The sequence below is a fragment of the Pseudomonas sp. Os17 genome (assembly GCF_001547895.1).
GTDB lineage: Bacteria > Pseudomonadota > Gammaproteobacteria > Pseudomonadales > Pseudomonadaceae > Aquipseudomonas.
Genome location: NZ_AP014627.1, coordinates 3,906,406 through 3,921,363 on the forward strand (window position 1 = coordinate 3,906,406; position 14,958 = coordinate 3,921,363).

The 14,958-nt window shown below is 57.8% G+C and carries 25 protein-coding genes and 1 pseudogene; 15 read left to right on the top strand and 11 right to left on the bottom strand.

Annotation, left to right across the window (positions count from 1 at the left end; translation table 11 throughout):
* Window positions 1-54: 54 nt before the first annotated feature.
* The 8 genes from POS17_RS17100 to POS17_RS31065 all read right to left on the bottom strand — a co-directional run bounded on the left by POS17_RS17100 (window position 55) and on the right by POS17_RS31065 (window position 5,502).
* Window positions 55-741: a hypothetical protein gene (locus POS17_RS17100; protein ID WP_060839671.1), complete on the bottom strand. Its 687-nt coding sequence runs from the start codon at window positions 739-741 to the stop codon at window positions 55-57.
* Window positions 738-1,352: a recombination protein NinG gene (locus POS17_RS17105; protein ID WP_060839672.1), complete on the bottom strand. Its 615-nt coding sequence runs from the start codon at window positions 1,350-1,352 to the stop codon at window positions 738-740. The genes POS17_RS17100 and POS17_RS17105 overlap by 4 nt, the downstream gene beginning before the upstream one ends.
* Window positions 1,349-1,936: a DUF1367 family protein gene (locus tag POS17_RS17110; RefSeq protein WP_011062057.1), complete on the bottom strand. Its 588-nt coding sequence runs from the start codon at window positions 1,934-1,936 to the stop codon at window positions 1,349-1,351. Before POS17_RS17110 ends, POS17_RS17105 begins: the two co-directional genes overlap by 4 nt.
* Window positions 1,929-2,714, bottom strand: coding sequence for a hypothetical protein (locus POS17_RS17115; protein ID WP_060839673.1), 786 nt, complete (start codon window positions 2,712-2,714; stop codon window positions 1,929-1,931). Before POS17_RS17115 ends, POS17_RS17110 begins: the two co-directional genes overlap by 8 nt.
* A complete protein-coding gene (locus tag POS17_RS17120; protein ID WP_060839674.1) occupies window positions 2,704-3,606 on the bottom strand; it encodes a helix-turn-helix domain-containing protein in 903 nt (300 codons plus the stop codon). Before POS17_RS17120 ends, POS17_RS17115 begins: the two co-directional genes overlap by 11 nt.
* Window positions 3,603-4,397 carry a Rha family transcriptional regulator gene (locus POS17_RS17125; RefSeq protein WP_060839675.1) on the bottom strand — a complete coding sequence of 265 codons (795 nt, stop codon included), beginning with the start codon at window positions 4,395-4,397 and terminating at the stop codon, window positions 3,603-3,605. The genes POS17_RS17120 and POS17_RS17125 overlap by 4 nt, the downstream gene beginning before the upstream one ends.
* Window positions 4,398-4,590: 193 nt before the next feature.
* Window positions 4,591-5,205 (bottom strand): hypothetical protein, encoded by a 615-nt coding sequence (locus POS17_RS17130; RefSeq protein ID WP_060839676.1) that lies wholly within the window; start codon window positions 5,203-5,205, stop codon window positions 4,591-4,593.
* 54 nt (window positions 5,206-5,259) lie between these two features.
* Window positions 5,260-5,502, bottom strand: a complete 243-nt coding sequence (locus tag POS17_RS31065) for a transcriptional regulator (protein ID WP_331711838.1) — start codon at window positions 5,500-5,502, stop codon at window positions 5,260-5,262.
* 75 nt (window positions 5,503-5,577) lie between these two features.
* On the opposite strand from POS17_RS31065, the gene POS17_RS17135 reads away from it, so the two are divergent.
* From POS17_RS17135 to POS17_RS17155, 5 genes are all read left to right on the top strand, one after another.
* On the top strand, window positions 5,578-6,339 hold the full coding sequence (locus tag POS17_RS17135; RefSeq protein ID WP_060839677.1) for a LexA family transcriptional regulator: 762 nt from the start codon (window positions 5,578-5,580) through the stop codon (window positions 6,337-6,339).
* A 26-nt stretch (window positions 6,340-6,365) separates the two neighbouring features.
* Entirely contained in the window at window positions 6,366-6,746 is a 381-nt protein-coding gene (locus tag POS17_RS17140) for a zinc ribbon domain-containing protein (protein WP_060839678.1), read from the top strand.
* A 28-nt stretch (window positions 6,747-6,774) separates the two neighbouring features.
* Window positions 6,775-7,020 (top strand): hypothetical protein, encoded by a 246-nt coding sequence (locus POS17_RS17145; protein ID WP_060839679.1) that lies wholly within the window; start codon window positions 6,775-6,777, stop codon window positions 7,018-7,020.
* On the top strand, window positions 7,017-7,235 hold the full coding sequence (locus POS17_RS17150; protein WP_060839680.1) for a hypothetical protein: 219 nt from the start codon (window positions 7,017-7,019) through the stop codon (window positions 7,233-7,235). Before POS17_RS17145 ends, POS17_RS17150 begins: the two co-directional genes overlap by 4 nt.
* Before the next feature lie 738 nt (window positions 7,236-7,973).
* Complete coding sequence (locus tag POS17_RS17155; protein WP_060839681.1) at window positions 7,974-8,825, top strand: ParB/RepB/Spo0J family partition protein; 852 nt, start codon at window positions 7,974-7,976, stop codon at window positions 8,823-8,825.
* An 82-nt stretch (window positions 8,826-8,907) separates the two neighbouring features.
* Here the strand turns inward: POS17_RS17155 and POS17_RS32500 are convergent, their stop codons facing one another.
* Window positions 8,908-9,099, bottom strand: coding sequence for a hypothetical protein (locus tag POS17_RS32500; protein ID WP_159426425.1), 192 nt, complete (start codon window positions 9,097-9,099; stop codon window positions 8,908-8,910).
* Between the two features lie 284 nt (window positions 9,100-9,383).
* Here POS17_RS32500 and POS17_RS31775 point away from each other — a divergent pair, with 284 nt between their 5' ends.
* The 8 genes from POS17_RS31775 to POS17_RS32070 all read left to right on the top strand — a co-directional run bounded on the left by POS17_RS31775 (window position 9,384) and on the right by POS17_RS32070 (window position 12,193).
* Window positions 9,384-9,662 carry a hypothetical protein gene (locus tag POS17_RS31775; protein WP_134532617.1) on the top strand — a complete coding sequence of 93 codons (279 nt, stop codon included), beginning with the start codon at window positions 9,384-9,386 and terminating at the stop codon, window positions 9,660-9,662.
* Window positions 9,659-10,081 (top strand): hypothetical protein, encoded by a 423-nt coding sequence (locus tag POS17_RS17165; RefSeq protein WP_060839683.1) that lies wholly within the window; start codon window positions 9,659-9,661, stop codon window positions 10,079-10,081. Before POS17_RS31775 ends, POS17_RS17165 begins: the two co-directional genes overlap by 4 nt.
* Window positions 10,078-10,269, top strand: a complete 192-nt coding sequence (locus POS17_RS17170) for a hypothetical protein (protein WP_060839684.1) — start codon at window positions 10,078-10,080, stop codon at window positions 10,267-10,269. The genes POS17_RS17165 and POS17_RS17170 overlap by 4 nt, the downstream gene beginning before the upstream one ends.
* Entirely contained in the window at window positions 10,266-10,463 is a 198-nt protein-coding gene (locus tag POS17_RS17175) for a hypothetical protein (RefSeq protein WP_060839685.1), read from the top strand. Before POS17_RS17170 ends, POS17_RS17175 begins: the two co-directional genes overlap by 4 nt.
* Window positions 10,463-10,639, top strand: coding sequence for a hypothetical protein (locus tag POS17_RS32180; RefSeq protein WP_173655904.1), 177 nt, complete (start codon window positions 10,463-10,465; stop codon window positions 10,637-10,639). The genes POS17_RS17175 and POS17_RS32180 overlap by 1 nt, the downstream gene beginning before the upstream one ends.
* A 108-nt stretch (window positions 10,640-10,747) precedes the next feature.
* Complete coding sequence (locus POS17_RS17180) at window positions 10,748-11,479, top strand: hypothetical protein (protein WP_060839686.1); 732 nt, start codon at window positions 10,748-10,750, stop codon at window positions 11,477-11,479.
* On the top strand, window positions 11,476-12,039 hold the full coding sequence (locus POS17_RS17185; RefSeq protein ID WP_060839687.1) for a siphovirus Gp157 family protein: 564 nt from the start codon (window positions 11,476-11,478) through the stop codon (window positions 12,037-12,039). Before POS17_RS17180 ends, POS17_RS17185 begins: the two co-directional genes overlap by 4 nt.
* A 7-nt stretch (window positions 12,040-12,046) precedes the next feature.
* On the top strand, window positions 12,047-12,193 hold the full coding sequence (locus tag POS17_RS32070) for a hypothetical protein (protein WP_159426426.1): 147 nt from the start codon (window positions 12,047-12,049) through the stop codon (window positions 12,191-12,193).
* A 382-nt stretch (window positions 12,194-12,575) separates the two neighbouring features.
* Here the strand turns inward: POS17_RS32070 and POS17_RS17190 are convergent, their stop codons facing one another.
* The gene (locus POS17_RS17190) at window positions 12,576-13,187 is read right to left on the bottom strand and encodes a DUF6338 family protein (RefSeq protein WP_060839688.1); all 612 of its coding nucleotides are present in this window, start codon (window positions 13,185-13,187) and stop codon (window positions 12,576-12,578) included.
* A gap of 445 nt (window positions 13,188-13,632) precedes the next feature.
* On the opposite strand from POS17_RS17190, the gene POS17_RS31070 reads away from it, so the two are divergent.
* Entirely contained in the window at window positions 13,633-13,986 is a 354-nt protein-coding gene (locus POS17_RS31070; RefSeq protein WP_082729888.1) for a hypothetical protein, read from the top strand.
* On the opposite strand, the gene POS17_RS17195 is transcribed toward POS17_RS31070, so the two are convergent.
* Window positions 13,967-14,416 carry a hypothetical protein gene (locus tag POS17_RS17195; protein WP_060839689.1) on the bottom strand — a complete coding sequence of 150 codons (450 nt, stop codon included), beginning with the start codon at window positions 14,414-14,416 and terminating at the stop codon, window positions 13,967-13,969. The two genes, POS17_RS31070 and POS17_RS17195, sit on opposite strands and share 20 nt — an antisense overlap.
* A 115-nt stretch (window positions 14,417-14,531) precedes the next feature.
* Here POS17_RS17195 and POS17_RS17200 point away from each other — a divergent pair.
* Window positions 14,532-14,936: pseudogene (locus tag POS17_RS17200) on the top strand (hypothetical protein).
* The last annotated feature ends 22 nt before the right edge of the window (window positions 14,937-14,958 follow it).

The following is a 14,958-nucleotide window of genomic DNA, read 5'->3' on the forward strand; positions in this document are numbered from 1 at the left end:
GTTACTTGTGCACTATGGGAAAAGTACGCAAAAACCCCCACCATGTCAATATCTTTATGCCGCCCTTTCGTCTTTCTCCGAGTGAATCACCTGCCATACCGGCTGCTGAGCCTGAATATCCACTTCCTTGATCACTTCTTTCAGTGATTCCCATAAGGCGAGCCAGTCACGATTCCAATGCTTAGGCTCGATGGTGACACCGAAGAACTCCTTCATTTCAGAGGCAACTCGGGCCGGCCCCCACTCCGCCGCACCATGAGCCTCACCCTTGTAGGACTGCAGGGCCAGGGTTACCAAGTATTGAGCCTTCACACGCTTGGCTGATGTCAGCTCGGGCAGCGCCGCCTTGGCGGTGACGAGTAGCACTGCGTTCAGCAGGTGCCGCATGTTCATTGCCGGGTGGTACAGGTAGTGCCCGAACTGCTGCACCTGGAACGGCAGTGTGTCGATGGCGCGCAGTACCTTGCCGATCGTGGCCAGGTGCGCAGCACGGGCTGTGGACCGGCCAATCGGCGTGCGGCGCGTCTCGCTGATGCTGATCCGCTGCCCCGGAACCGAGAAGCACGCAGCCTCCTCCCCTTTCTCACTGCCCAGCGCCGGAAACTGCGCCTCGCGCTTTCCAATACGGCCGCCAGTCTTCACCGGTGCCGACTCGGCCCGCTCAATTGCCACAGCGCTGATCGACGCGTTCGATTCGTGCTGTGCCTCTGTCCATACCTGCCTTGCGTTGATCAGCTTCATGCTGCGATCCCCTTCTTCAGTTCTTTGATCTTTTCGCGGTAGTCGACCTTGATGGCCTTGATCTCTTCGATGGTGTGCTTGCTTGCAGGATGCGGCCCTTCCAACCACTCCAATTTCTCGGCGCCGATTCGCTGCAGGAGCGAAAGCCGGTAGTTCACCAAGTTGCCGGACAGATGGGTATTGCAGGGAGCGCACTGTTTCCAGACGTTCAAAGGCTCGAAGCGGATTTCCGGGTTCGCGCCTACGGTGCGGTAGTGGCCTGCGTGGTACTGGCCGTCGTGGTGCCGCCCGCAGCTGATGCAGGGCAGATCGGCGTCGCGTAGGCGTACCCATTCATTGAACACGGCCTGGGCTTCTCGGAGGTGGTCCGCCCTACTCTTCAGCCTGTCCTTGCGGACCTTGATCTCCCGGCGCTCAACATCAGCCAGGGCTTTCCGGGCGCTTGCCTGCCCCTTCTCTGACTGGCCATGGGCGATGGCGCACTCTATCTCCCCGCACACGGCCTGGGAGGCGCTTACGGGCGTGAACATCACCCGACAGGCCGGGCAGCGTTTGCGACGTGTGCCGCCGGACGTGAGCGGGGTTTTGCGCTGCAGTGGCGTGCGCTTCATGCAAAGCTCCCAATCTGATCAGCAGCAGCCAGGGCGGCCTCTTCGGTTTCAAAGTGCGCGGACAGCACCAGGCGCCAGCAGGCGTTGAAGACGTCGCGGTAAAGCGGCTCAAACTGGGTATCGTCCATGTTGGCCCAGCTGATGGACTTTGCCTCTTTGCGGACACCGTCTGGAGTGCGCACCAGGTGGAAGTGGCCGGCCTCGATCGTCACCCACTCGCGGAAAGCTTCGCGGGACTTGTCGACTGAGGGAAAGCGTTCGGCGCGGGCCTGCTCAAGCCCGGCGATGTAGGCATCAACCGCATTCGATAGCTGCCCCGGCCTGCCGTTCTGCGCCTCGAAGAACTTGGCCAAGCCGCGGATGCCACGCATCTCCTGGCGCGGGATCAGGCCGCCGACTGGCTCCCAGTATTCCCAGGCCAGATCCAGCATCGCGAAGAACTTGCCGTGGAACCGGGCATTCCTCATCTTGGTGAACTTGCCGTGGATGACCTGGCCAGCCTTCCAGCACTGGATGGTTTCACGGTCTGCCTCAGTGGCCGGAACCAGGCCCTGGGCGGTGCGAATAAGGGCGAGCTCAGCCATGGTTGGCCTCCTTGCGTTGAGCGGCAGCGATGGCCTTTCGAGCCTTGCGCTTGCGCAGATAAGTGTCGACTCGCGCCGCCTTGACCTTCTTGAGGCGCAGGCGCTCATTCCGTGCCTTGGCCGCATCGACAATCTCTCGAACCTCGGCGAGCTTCTTGCGCAGGCTGGGTGATGCTTCAACTGGGGAACCAGTGAGCAGGCCGGCTATGGCCTGGCCGTCAGAGGTGATCGGCGCAATGCGCAGGTCGGCCAGGTACTGAGTGCCGGCCTGCTGGGTTATCAGTTGCATCCGCACCGCTGACTCGACAGCGGCAACCCTGCGACCAGGATCAAAGCCCAGGGAGACAGACCAGGACACCGGGGCTGCTTCAGAACGAGCGGTTTTCACCAGACGCTCGTAGGCACTCAAGAAGGCCATGCGAGCTCCCACCTTGTCGCCCAACCTGAGGATTGGTGCTGCTGCAGTCATGGCCTGCTGTATCTCCGAAGTCATCACCACGGTCTCAATCTCATCAGCGGCGGTCAGCGCGATTGACCAGGCCTCGTCCTTGCCGGGGCGACCATCAGCCGACTGGGCATGCTTCAGGATCGATGCAACCGTGAGGCGGCCGCCCTCGATACGGCAGCTGCGAAGCGCTGCGGTAAGCACAGGCTCGGTGTATTCGCGCAGATCCTCGACCATCAGCAGTGCTGCAGCCTGGGTGAGCTGCTGCCCCATCACCTCAGCAGTGGCAAACAGAGACAGGAGCAATCGTTCTTGCTGTGCGTCATTCAGCATGGGCTGCAGCCTTCTTGGCTCGGAGCGCTTCAAGGGCCTGTTCGGCAGCGCTGAAGTTGGTCTGGGTCTGCTCGATCTGCCGAGCCGTGGTCCCGTTCATCTGGCGATTGGTGGCCCATTGGGTGTGATACGCCTCGGCCTTGGCCAGCAGGTCGCCGATGCTGTGCATGTTCGAAACAACCCGGGCGTCGTTGATGGTCAGGAAATACGCGGCGACGTGGTGTGCGACGTCGATGCCAAGGCGGTCGATGACCTGGCCCAGCTGCCCGGCGACCTTGGCGTTCCACACTGGCCATGCACCGTGGCGTTTGCGATAGGCCATGGCGTAGTTGGCCCAGGCCTTGAAGGTCTTGCAGGACTGGTCCTTGGGGCCCGGCATATCGGCCGGGATTACACAGCGTGGCTGCTGGGCAGCGAATGGAACAACCTGACCCGTCGCGACCTTGGCGGAAGCCAGGGGCGCAACTGGTTCAATGACCGGTTCATTGACTGGTTCAGAGGAGTGACTGGTTCTGGGTGCAGCTCCTGCACTACCCCCTAGTGCAGGAGATTCACTAGGGGGTGAACCTGCTGCATTACCCTGGTGAATCTGCTGCACTACCCCTGGTGCAGGAGGTGCACCACCATCAAGGGTCAGGAAGTAGACGTTCGACGAGTTACCCTTCGGCCCACCCTTCCGAATTTCCTTACGAAGCATTCCTGCCTCGCACAAGGCGTTAATATGGTTCATGACAGAGCGCCTGCTGATCTCGCACTGGTCGGCGATATGCTGATAGGACGGCCAGCACTCCCCCATATCGCTGGCGTTGTCAGCCAGCTTGATCAGCACCAGCTTGCGCAATGGATTGCCGACGCGAATCTTCATCGCGGCGACCATAAGGCCCATGCTCACGCGACACCTCGCAGGGCCTTGTCGTGAGTAAACAGGCCGTCCCAGGTCTTTTTCATAGGCAGCTCGCCAGCCAGATACAGGTCGTACAGGCGCACCGCGCCCTTCTTGAGCAAGACTGGCGTGAAGGAAATGAAGGCTTCTTTGCCGTGGGGAGTGACTTCGTGCTGGTGCTCGGTCATGTACTTGTCGCGGGCGTAGGAAGCCACACGAAGGCGCAGGCCGGACTTGCTCTCGTTGTAGAGCCAGTTACGGCTCTCCAGGTACTTACCCACCTGCATGACGTTGACCCCATTGAGGCCCTTGCAGAACTGGGTGTGGGTCATACCTTCCTTGAACAGGTTCTCCAGGGAGTGGATCCTGGTAGCCTGGGCTTCGACCTGGATAGTCAACTGAAGCCGGGCCTGCTCAGCCTCAAAGGCCAGCTGGATCAGATCCATGCGAGAAAGCTCACGCGGCTGGGCAATGACTGCTTCAAGCTCACGCCAGCGGCGAACGACGGCCAGACGCATCTTGGCGCTGTAGCCGGTCAGTAGCGTGTCGGTCATCTCTCGGTTGAGGTTGAAGCACGGCAGGAAGCGCCCGGTGCTGTCCTTGTACTGGGCTGAAAAATCAGCCGAGTCGATTTCAAGCTCAGCGAGCATCGAGCGGATATCAGCCAGCACGTTCTTGTGCAGCTTCCCGGTCAGTTCGGCGATCTCGACAGACGACATAGTCCGCGCCACGTTTTGCGAATTCTGAAAACGTGGCGCGATGTTGGTAGGGGTATTGCTCGAATTGGGTTGGCTCTGCATAATCAGGTCTCTCTAGTTTTACGAATAAGCCGACCTCGACCGTCGGCTTTTTTTGTGCCTAGGTTTTCGGTGGTCTCTACTTACTAGTGCTCCGGCAAAGCCCCCGATTTGAATGTCGTGTTTTGTAAATGCTGTAAATCGCAATGGGGCCCCTCGCCCCCATCCCCCAAAACCCCGCGCATGCGCGGAAAAATCAGGCAATGGACTTCAACGGCCGGGTCGAAGCGATTAACTGCTCAGCCTTACGCCTCAACTCCCCTGCCCGCGCTTCAACCTGACGGCACTGCTTCGCAAACGCCGGCAGGAGCGGCAGGTCTTCCTCGCTCATCACCTGGTCGTCAAAAACCTCGCTGCCAGTGTCGATAACGTCACCGAGGGCGCGAACCAATGCACCAAAGCTCTTGTTCGCACATTGCTGGCTCTGCATCTGACGAGCACCTATCAAGCCGTGACGGCTGGCGAGCTCGTTGATGCAGTGGTCGCGGAATTCAGGCTCCAAGGCGTTCACCCACGACTCTTCAAGCCAGGAAGGCATGTCTTGATCGCCGGACAACCAGCGCTGAACACGCTTTAGCCAGCGCCCGGTTGCCTTCACGAACTCACTGACATCGTTGTGCTCAGTGAGCGCGGCGAAGTCAGGAACCTCTTTGGCGATCGCTTTCTCCGGACACGACAGATGCAGTTCGCGGCTCAGCGCTTGGGCGAAGTGGTCCTGGCTCATGCTGGTTCGGGCAATCTGATTTGCGGCGTGCGCGACCAGCACTTGGTCACGGGTTTGGGCGCTATGTCTTGGACTGGACGTTTCCATGGGGACTACTCTCTTCTAATCTGGAATTACTGAGGAGACGGACGGGGTAGTCGCTCAAGCGACCATCTCGCCCCAGGGAAACGAAGGGCAAAGCTGCCCCCTCTTAACTTCGCCACCTGTAAGCGCCTCGATTTGAAGCGCCCTTGCTGCCGGAACGGGCCGATCTCCCGAACACCACTGGCTTACAGTCGGGGTTCGAACATCAAGACGGCTGGCCAGCGCTGTTTGGCTGCCCAAAATCCCGGCTGCCTTCCGAACCGCTTCTGCTGGTGTCATGGGTTTTCTCCGGTTTGTCATGCGCCAAATATAAGGCAATAGCTAATCACTAACAAGCCATTGCCTACTCGGCAACGGACTAGGCTTAATTAGGCAATGCTTACAGGAATAGAATTAGGCGCAGCCATCGAGCGAGCTCGGGTCGCCAAAGGCGTTACAAAGAAAAAGCTCGCCGAAGATTTCGGCGTGGCGGGCCCCTCTGTCCAAGGCTGGGTAAAGACGGGGCGAATCGACAAATCTAAGCTCATGGAGCTGATTGAGTATTTCTCAGATGTCGTTTCCCCTGCGCACTGGGGGCTGAGCGAGCGTATGGGGGATATTCTGAGCGTCGCTGAAGCTCCAGCCGCCTATGACTCTTCACCAAAGGCTAGCGTCAAGCTTTCCAACATCGAGACCTGGGATGACGCAACTCCGCTCCCTGAAGACGAGGTCTACGTCCCATTCCTGCGCGAAGTAGAGCTTGCAGCTGGCTCTGGCCGGTTTGTGATCGAGGAAAGCGACACCGCCAAGCTGCGCTTCTTCAAGAGCGATCTGCGCCGCAACAACGTGCAGTTCAGTAATGCCAAGTGCGTGATCGCCCGCGGCAATAGCATGTTCCCAGTGCTGCGCGATGGCGCCACGGTCGGCGTGAACACTGGAAAGAACTCGCTTGGCGATATCGTCGATGGCGACCTCTACGCGATCAACCACAATGGCCAGCTACGCGTGAAGCAGGTTTACCGCCTGCCCACCGGCCTGCGTCTGCGCAGCTTCAACCGCGACGAACACCCAGATGAGGACTACACGTTCCAGGAGATCAAAGAGCAGCAGATCTCAATCCTGGGCCATGTGTTCTGGTGGGGGATGTTCGCTCGGTAACAGCGTGATTTTTCAGGGAGGAGATGATGGAGTCCGGCGAACGGAAATGCCCGCATTGCGCGGAGCAGATCAAGCAAGATGCCGTGAAGTGCAAACATTGCGGGTCGGATGTTACCAATCCGCCAAAGTCAAAAGACCAGAAAGCGAGATCGACGCAAAAAATTGCGCTGTTCTGGCTTGTGATTGTAATTGGCGCCTATACGGTTATCTCCAAGAATATCGGATCGAGCTCGGCCGAGCCCACTGAAGAAGAGTACTCCCGCCAGGCGATTGATCTGTGCTGGAAGAATGTGGACGACAAGCTTGCCGATCTCGATGCCAGAAGAGCAATGAGAGACGCTTGCATGCGAATGACAAAGGCACACGGCCAGAAATACGGCAGTGCTGCTGGCATGCGAACAGAGTGACATCTCCAATGGCCGCCAGGAGCTGCCTATGCCCCTCACCAAACCGAACCAGCAGCTGCGGCGCGACCTGAAAGAGGCTGCAGCCCTGCTCAAATGGTCAGGCGTCGACATCATGCAGGTGGCTACCCGTCTTTCTGAAGCTGGCCTTGAGGATGATGCGCAGAACCTGATGAAGATCGCGGTGAGCTTTCAGGAAGCTGAGGACAAGCTGGCAGGTTATGCGGAAGAAGTGAGGGTGAGGCAGATAAAACGAGACGCGAGCGATCACGGATGACTCAATGGCGCAATCAGAGCTTCTGGAGCAAGGTTGGGGTCATTGCTTGCCTGGCTTTTCTTATCATGATCCCCGGCTACTCCGACGCTGCCGGGCTGGGCGGAGGCTCATCCGGTCGCAAGCGCGTGTTCAGCCCAGGATTCGTTGCGCTTTGCGTTTTCGTGGTCGTGGCTGAGCTGATTGCGCTGAACCATTTTTATGGTGCGCGCGAGTGAGGTGAAAGCGGAATAGTTAAAAGCAAGCCCGTATACCCACCAATCATTGACTGATCCAGCAGTTCCACCAGGTCCGCCATGAGCGGGCTTTTTCATGCCTAATCGAAAATAATTAGGCATTACCTATTTACATAAAATTAGCCTATGCCTAATATTAATCCCAAGCCAACGCAACACCGGCCCAGCAGCGAAAGCCGCACCGCTCTTTAACAACCTGCGCAACACAGAAACACCAACAGACCGCATTGCCTCTACCGGCGACCGGCGATCAGACGGGTCAGATAGCCCGCCAACGACAGGAACAACCTGTGCGGCTGATCGAGAGCGAAACGCTCGAACCGTGCGAACGACCTGGCATGCAATGCGCCCCGCGAATCCCAGCGGCAGAAGGGAGATTCAACTGAACAGAATTAGCGCCCCGAGCTTCGGCATTGAGGGGCGCCGGACCTCATGCACCCTGCCCCACTCAGCCGGGCATTCAGAGCTGTAGCGTGCATGTTGTAAGGACCTGTGAACCGCGGCGAACAGATGCTGTTTGACGCTGCGCGGAGGAAGCTCGAAGCCCCCACCGACGAAGATCGGACAGCCCTGCAATCAGCAGCGGGTAACTGGCCAACATCGCTGACGCAACAACCCCGGTCTGACGCCAGTAGCGGGACCGGGGCACTTTGGAAAGCATCACTAAGCAGTCTTCTCGCGAGGACTGCTTGGGATGACAACCACTTGGAAATAAATTGCATGGCCAAGTCTTTCAAGCAAATGATCAAAGACGGGGATCTGAAGCGGGCTGACGCGATGAAGGCCCGCCTGGAAGATCTACACGAAGAACCCGGCTTCAACCTTCGGGCCGAAGGTGAAGAGCTGGAAGAAAGCATCAACGCACTCGCTGAGTTCATCTTCGCCGGCGGCCAGATCCCCGCGCTTGAAGTGCGACCTCGCGCCGAAGGTGGGATGTGGGTTGTCGATGGCCACCGCCGTCGCCGCGCCTACTTGAAGCTGGATCAGGCAGGTCGCCTTCCAAGAGTGCCGAGCAAGGACGACCCAGAGCGCCTGGAGGCGTGGATCTCGATTGTTCCTTTCGAGGGCAACGACGCCGAACGGGTAGCAAGGGTCATCACCAGCCAGGAAGGAAAGAAGCTCTCTCCTCTTGAGCTGGCAGATGGCTACAAGCGGCTCACCGCATTTGGCTGGACGCCTGATCAGATCGCCAAGAAGGTCGGCAAAACACGTCAGCACGTTGAGCAAGTGATGACACTCGGCAATGCCAACACAGACGTTCAACAGCTTGTTGCATCGGGCCAAGTGTCCGCTACAACTGCGGTGCAGGTGGTGCGGCAGCATGGCGAGGAAGCAGGCAAAGTGCTTGGTGGCGAGCTGCAAAAGGCCAAGGCGACCGGCAAGTCCAAGGTGACCGCAGGATCGATGCGCGGCCCTACAACTTCCCGTCAACGGCTCGAAGCGATACGTGTAGCAGCACAGGAAATCTTCAAAGCAATGCCTGATGGCTACCTGAATAGTTCAGGGCCAGAGGTCAGCCTCCCCACAGCACTGCTCCTCAAGCTCCAGCGGGCGGTTAGCGAAGCAACCTAGCAATTCAATTGCATCCCCGCGCCGGTTCTTCTGAACAACCAGCGCCACGTCAGCGTGACGTCAACTGCCCGATCCCTGGTGCTCACGGGCACCAGGGCGCATGGGAAATCTCCTTGTGAGCCATAAAGTGATCAATCGTCCCTGTCATCACGATCGCGATTGTGGTCACGCCATCGATCACCATCTCGGCGGTCATGCCTGTGGTAATAACCCTGATCGTTGTCATTGCCCTGGTCATATCTCCGATCGTGATCATAGCCCCTGTAACGATCACGACCGTATCCTCCTCCATCGTCCCAGACAGGCACGCAACCTCCCAACAAGAGGGAGCCTGATAGAGCCAAAAGAACGATTGCTGCGCGCTTCATTTTGAATGTCCTGAAAGCCAGTAAGGGCAGGATATTTGACTGCAAATAAGTTCAGAAATTCATTGGCGAAAAGCAAATCTCGCCACCTCCGACACCACCCGCATGCACTCCCCTCCGCGCCCATCGGCAACCAGCGGAGCGGATGAGTGCAGCCGAGTTTTGTTGGGTCAACCAAACACTGGAGGTCGCCATGCATCACTGTACCGATACCCAAGCAGTCTGCCGTGGCTGCGGGCTGAAGCTTCGCGGCTCGCCATCATGGAAAGGCGGCCTCGCTTATCATCCTGAGCCTAAAGGCGAGATCCACCAATGCCACTACGGCGGCTGGGTCTGCTCGCGACGCTGTGATATCCGCGCCTGCGTCGAGCTGGAAGGAACGATGCCAGGCTGCGGTGGCGTGAACGGCTATGAGCGGCTGTCCACCTACGCAAAAGAGAGCATTGATCGCCACTGGCCGGAGGCAGCATGAACACTGCAATGCAGATATGCCAGACCCGGTATGACGCCAGGCTGCCTCCAGAGTCGGTTGATACCGAGGAGGCTGAGCGGATCTGGGTCGACAACGCGGCCTGTGACCTGCTGGACGGGCAAGACGTAATGTTCCAGCGCCGCATGCGCAGTACTCAGGGCGTAACGCATGACCAATTCGCGCAGGCTGTCGATGAATACGTGATGAATCATCTCTGCGAGCCCGGAATGGGCGCCACAGTGATCGGTCGTTTGATCTTGGCTGCGCACCGTAGAGACGTGTCAGAAGCCCGCAGCGCCGCATTTGAGGCGCTGGATAGCCAAGACCCTGACGAAACCCTGCGCGATATTGCACGCACCCTCCTTCGCCCTCTTGCTGCTGATGGCCTGATTGCCCAGGCCGAGGACAATGAGCTGTGAGCCCTCACATTCTCATCGACCAAGCCCTCGAAGGCGTTGCCGATCCCAACAGCCAGCCCGACATCGATGTCCTGGTGCAAGGCCTGATCACCCGCCTGTTCACTGACGGTGCAATCACCACCGACGAATTCACCCACTACTGCAAGCGCCTGATGGAAGCCTGTCACCGGCGCAAGGAGGCAGAATGACCACTTCCCCAGTCAAGTCGCTCATCGAGGAGCAACTGGAAGACATCACCGCTCACAACCTGCGTGATGCCTACAGCCTGGCCGAGCGCCGGGGCTTTTTCGGACCGCCGGTTGAGCAGTATGCGGAGCCAGGTTACCGCGGTCGGGTGCTGCAGGTTCTTCGCTATCGCGTGGCCCAACTGGAGCGGCGGTAATGAGCGGCGCCGGCGCACACAAGCGTGGTCAGCAGCTGGCGATCCGCTGCGCGAAACTCCGACGCGAAGGCCTGTCACTTTCAGAAGTGGCCCAGGCCGCTGGTATCAAGAAGGAGCAGGCCAACGCCAAGATCACCCTGGGCGAGCGCCTGTTATCGCTGGAGGAATCGCCATGATCCCCGTTATCGCAATCGTCTGGTTCGCCTGCGTCTATCTGAGATAGATGCCGCAGCATCCTCTCGCCGAATTTTACAGCGCCTCCTCTGACGGCGCGGAGAACAATCATGTCCAACACCCGGATCTGGGACCAGGTCAACGTTACCGACCCCGGCGCAACAAAAAACTTCACAGGCATGGGCGGCTTCAAAGGCACCGCCATCAAGCCCACATATCTGATGCACAAGGCAACCGAAGTATTCGGCCCTTGTGGCGAGGGGTGGGGCTGGTCAGTGCTTGAAGATCGTTTCGACGAAGGCGGCCCACTCCAAGCCCCCACCAAGGAATGGCCGGACGCGCCGCGCATCAATGCCAAGTTGCACACGCTGAAAATTGAGCTGTGGTATCTGGGCAAGGATGGGCAGAAATGCACGATCCAGCACTACGGCCACACGCCGTTTGTGTACTTCCAGAGCGGAAAGATCATGACCGACTGGGAGGCGGCTAAGAAGTCGCTCACTGACGCTGTAGGCAAGTGCCTGCAACCCCTCGGTTTCTCTGCCGATATTCACATGGGCTTGTTTGACGACGCCGCGTATGTCGATGCGGTTCGAGATGAGGTCGCTCTCGAAAAAGCTGAAAACAGGGTTGAAGAGGAAGAGCGTCAGAAGCAGGAGCGACTCGACTACATCAAATCGGCGATTGACAACCTGAAAGCCGCGCAGACCCCTCACGAACGCAAGAAAATCCACGACATCGCAGTCCGCCAGTTGACTCTGCGCAAGGACGAAAAAGGCGCGGCACGAATCTCACTTGAATGGAAAAAGCTTTCTGATCCGAAGCAGGAGACAGCGGCATGACTCAGCTCTACGCTTTGACCAGTCAGATGACCGAGCTCGCCGCTCTTGCGGATACCGACGATGAAGGATTGCGTCAGGCCATCCAGGACACCATGGACAGCATTCAGGGCGAGTTCGAGGTGAAGGCTGAGAGCGTCGTCATGCTGTGCCGCAACATCCAGGGCGACATCGATGCCATCGACAAGGAAGTCGACCGCCTTAACGAGCTGAAACGCATCAGGAAGAACACCGTCGGCAAGCTCGACGAATACCTGCGCCGCAACATGGAGGCCGCCGACATCAAGTCGATTAAGCGGCCGCTGTTCACCATCACCCTGGCCCTGGCGCCAGAGAAGGTGATCGTCGACAAGGAAAACGACATCCCGTACGACTTCCTCGACACGAAGACCGTGTTCTCGCCAGACAAGCGCGCCATCGCCGCCAAGCTTAAGGAAATCCGCGAGCATAACGCCGCGGTACGCAAGCGCCTGGATGCCGGCGAGGACGCGGAAGCCGAGCTACTCGAGGAACCATCCTGGGCACACCTAGAGCGCGGCGAAAGCTCGATTCGCATCAAGTGAGGTAAGCATGAGCAACTACATCCTGGTCCGCTCCGAGCGCCAGGCCGAACTGGAGGCAGCTAAGGCTGCCTTCTTCATATCTGGCAACAAGGTCCAGGTGCTGGAGTCCTTAACGTGGCGCGGATATTTCGGAATGAAAGCTTGGCCGAGCTGAAGCGGAACCCAGGCGATGAGGTAACTGCCCCGGCCTGGAGAGCGCGTGAGGGAAAGTCAAAAAAATCCATGTTCCTATTTCTTCGGCTCCGGTTTGGACGGAGGCGACTTTGGGGGGGTTGCCGGCAGCATGTTTCGAACAGGTTCGTTGTTAACGCTTTCTTGCGCCACAACGACCTTACCTGAGGCAAACGCTTTCTTTAGCTCTTCTTCAGTCATGTTCTCGTCCAAAAAATGATCAGCTGCTTTATCCGCGAGCCGGTGGCTTTGGCGGAGTAGATGGGGGAGTTTTCGGCAAGATATTCCTTGGCATCACCGGATTAACGTTTAACCCCTCGTTGATACTCTTGCGAATTTGCTCTTCAACAACTTTCTGTTTGTCGCTAGTCATCTTCCTCATCCTTCACTGGCTCAAGAAACTCAGTCCACTGGACATCAACTCCAGACACAAGCATAAAGGACACGCCTTCCGCCGGTACAAATTGGTCGTTTTCGATCCAAGTAGGAAACTGCATCAAGTAGTGGCCTTTCTCAGGATCAGTAGGCCATGATCGCGGGTATCCCGCAAGCCGACGACCGTCAAGTAGCTGCAGCACAATGGATCGATCCTTCAACGTTCTGTGCGCAAAACGCCAGTCAGAGCCATCAGCGGACCTGTGTGTGAGCCCCATCTTTCGAGCAACCCGGTACAAAATATCATTGTTACCCAAATACGCTAAAAGCAATCCAAATGCCACAGCGAGGCACGCACTGCATATCGCAGAGGATTTTTCTGTCCAAACTCCCAGGGAATAAAACTCCCCCACCATGAGTGCAAATGCTTGTATGTAACTAGCCAAGAACTGAATGATCGCAGTTCCGATCAACGCTTGAATGACTCGCTCAAATTGCCCCGGCTTCTGAGAGTCAGACAGCCAATAGAATATGAATGTTGCCAAGAATCCAGGTAGAACTACCTGAAGAAACGGCACGGCCTTGCCAAAAAAATCTTCCATTTTAAATAGTCATTTCCACCGTTTAATCCTCACTACTGCTCCACCCTTGGTTAAGCGCAGTCCAAGAAACGCAATATCTGTCATTTCACATAATCACGCTAGCCCGCGAGGCCCTCCTATGACCGCACATCAGAAGAAACACCCCTTCGATTTCAAAGCCTAATACGCACTTGGCTGCAACCCTCAGGACAATGAGATCGTAGTCGACTTCTTTTGCAGTGGCGGCGCAGGATGCCGCCTAGGGAGCTACCGGCGAGAAGTTCGGATACGGCGCTACTGGACACCAGGAGCGGCTGAAGGCTGAACGAGCCAGGCTTGCGCCAGAGGTGCGCAAGCACGCTGAGAATGGGCTTGATCCAGCCCAGATAGGCGCCGCAATGTCCATGCGCGTGCAGCGCGTCTTGATGATCGCTACAGAGAACAACATCGTTATCAGGGGAAGGCCGTGAAGGCAGAGAAGACTGGTGCGGCGAAGCATTCAGCTGACTACCGCGACCGCAAGAAGGCCGAGGCTGATCGCCTGGGCATCGAGAAGATGCACTTCGATATGCCAGCGGGGATTCGCAAGCAGCTTGCTGCTGAGCTGAAGGCTCACGGTTACAGCCAGGCACAAGAACCCTGGCAGGACTTGGCTCTGTCGTGGATTGCCCAGGAACCAGATGAGCGAGCGCGTCGACTTCAAAGACCTGACGCGCCAGCTTTTCGCATATCACCAAGACTTGCGCGTCAGTTCAACGAAGCAAGCGAGGCTGAATTGAAGCGATACCCAGAGTGCGAGGTCATACTCCCGAATTGCTAACGCCAAGTACTCGCCGAACAATTGCGGAGAGAACCTTGTATTCGCGCATGTCGTCGGTGTTTGGCAGGGCAGCTTCACCATCGGCAGTGTAGATGGTGCCATTGTGTGCTACGTGGAACGTTCCTACGAGAACCTCTTTCTCCGGAGCAAATTCCTTAACAGCTACCCGAGCTTCGAGCAGCGCCTCGCCTCCCCGATACAACATCGTCGAGTAGATGCGGAATGGCTTCCCGGATACATTTCCGGACACGAGCGCGCCATCTTCTTCGCGCTCGAAGGTTACTTGGCCGTTAAAGTGCCTATGGCCTAAGTCATTCCAGAACTCGATGAGCTCGACATATCGATCCGTGGCGCGCCTGTAGCCATAAGCGGCACGAGAAACCAGAGTCTGCAGCTCGTTAACGTCCTCATCAAAATCCGATTTTTTCACCGAAATACTCCATCTAAACCGGGCGGATTGCCCTGCACTGGTCTACCTCAAAAAACACCAAATTGCCACCATGCCGCCGCCAGCACGGAGGGCGGCGCATGCATGGAGATAAGCCATGAGCAACTACAACTGCGACTACGTTCGCCGCCATTACGACGTGCCGGCCGAGATCGGGCGCCGAGTGATCGCCAACGGCGAGCCCGGCGTGATCATGGCCGACCGCGGCCACTACATAGGCGTCATCCTCGACGGCGACCTGAAGAAGCGCATAAGGAACTACCATCCGACCTGGGAAATGCAGTACGGCGAGATGGCCGAGGCGCTCCCCCTCAAAGAGTGGCTGGTCCTACCCTTCAATCATGATTGGGACGACCTCAACTGGAGCCGAGAGGCCCGAGAAGATTTGGTAAGGGTCTGAGCGGCTACTAGAGGTCAGGCCAAGTACAAAGCCTATAAGCGACTTCAAGACTACTGCCACAGCATCAAGGCGATGCTCCACTTCAAAGTCCGGCGCGCCTGACCCGCCCTCAGCTGTTGCGCGG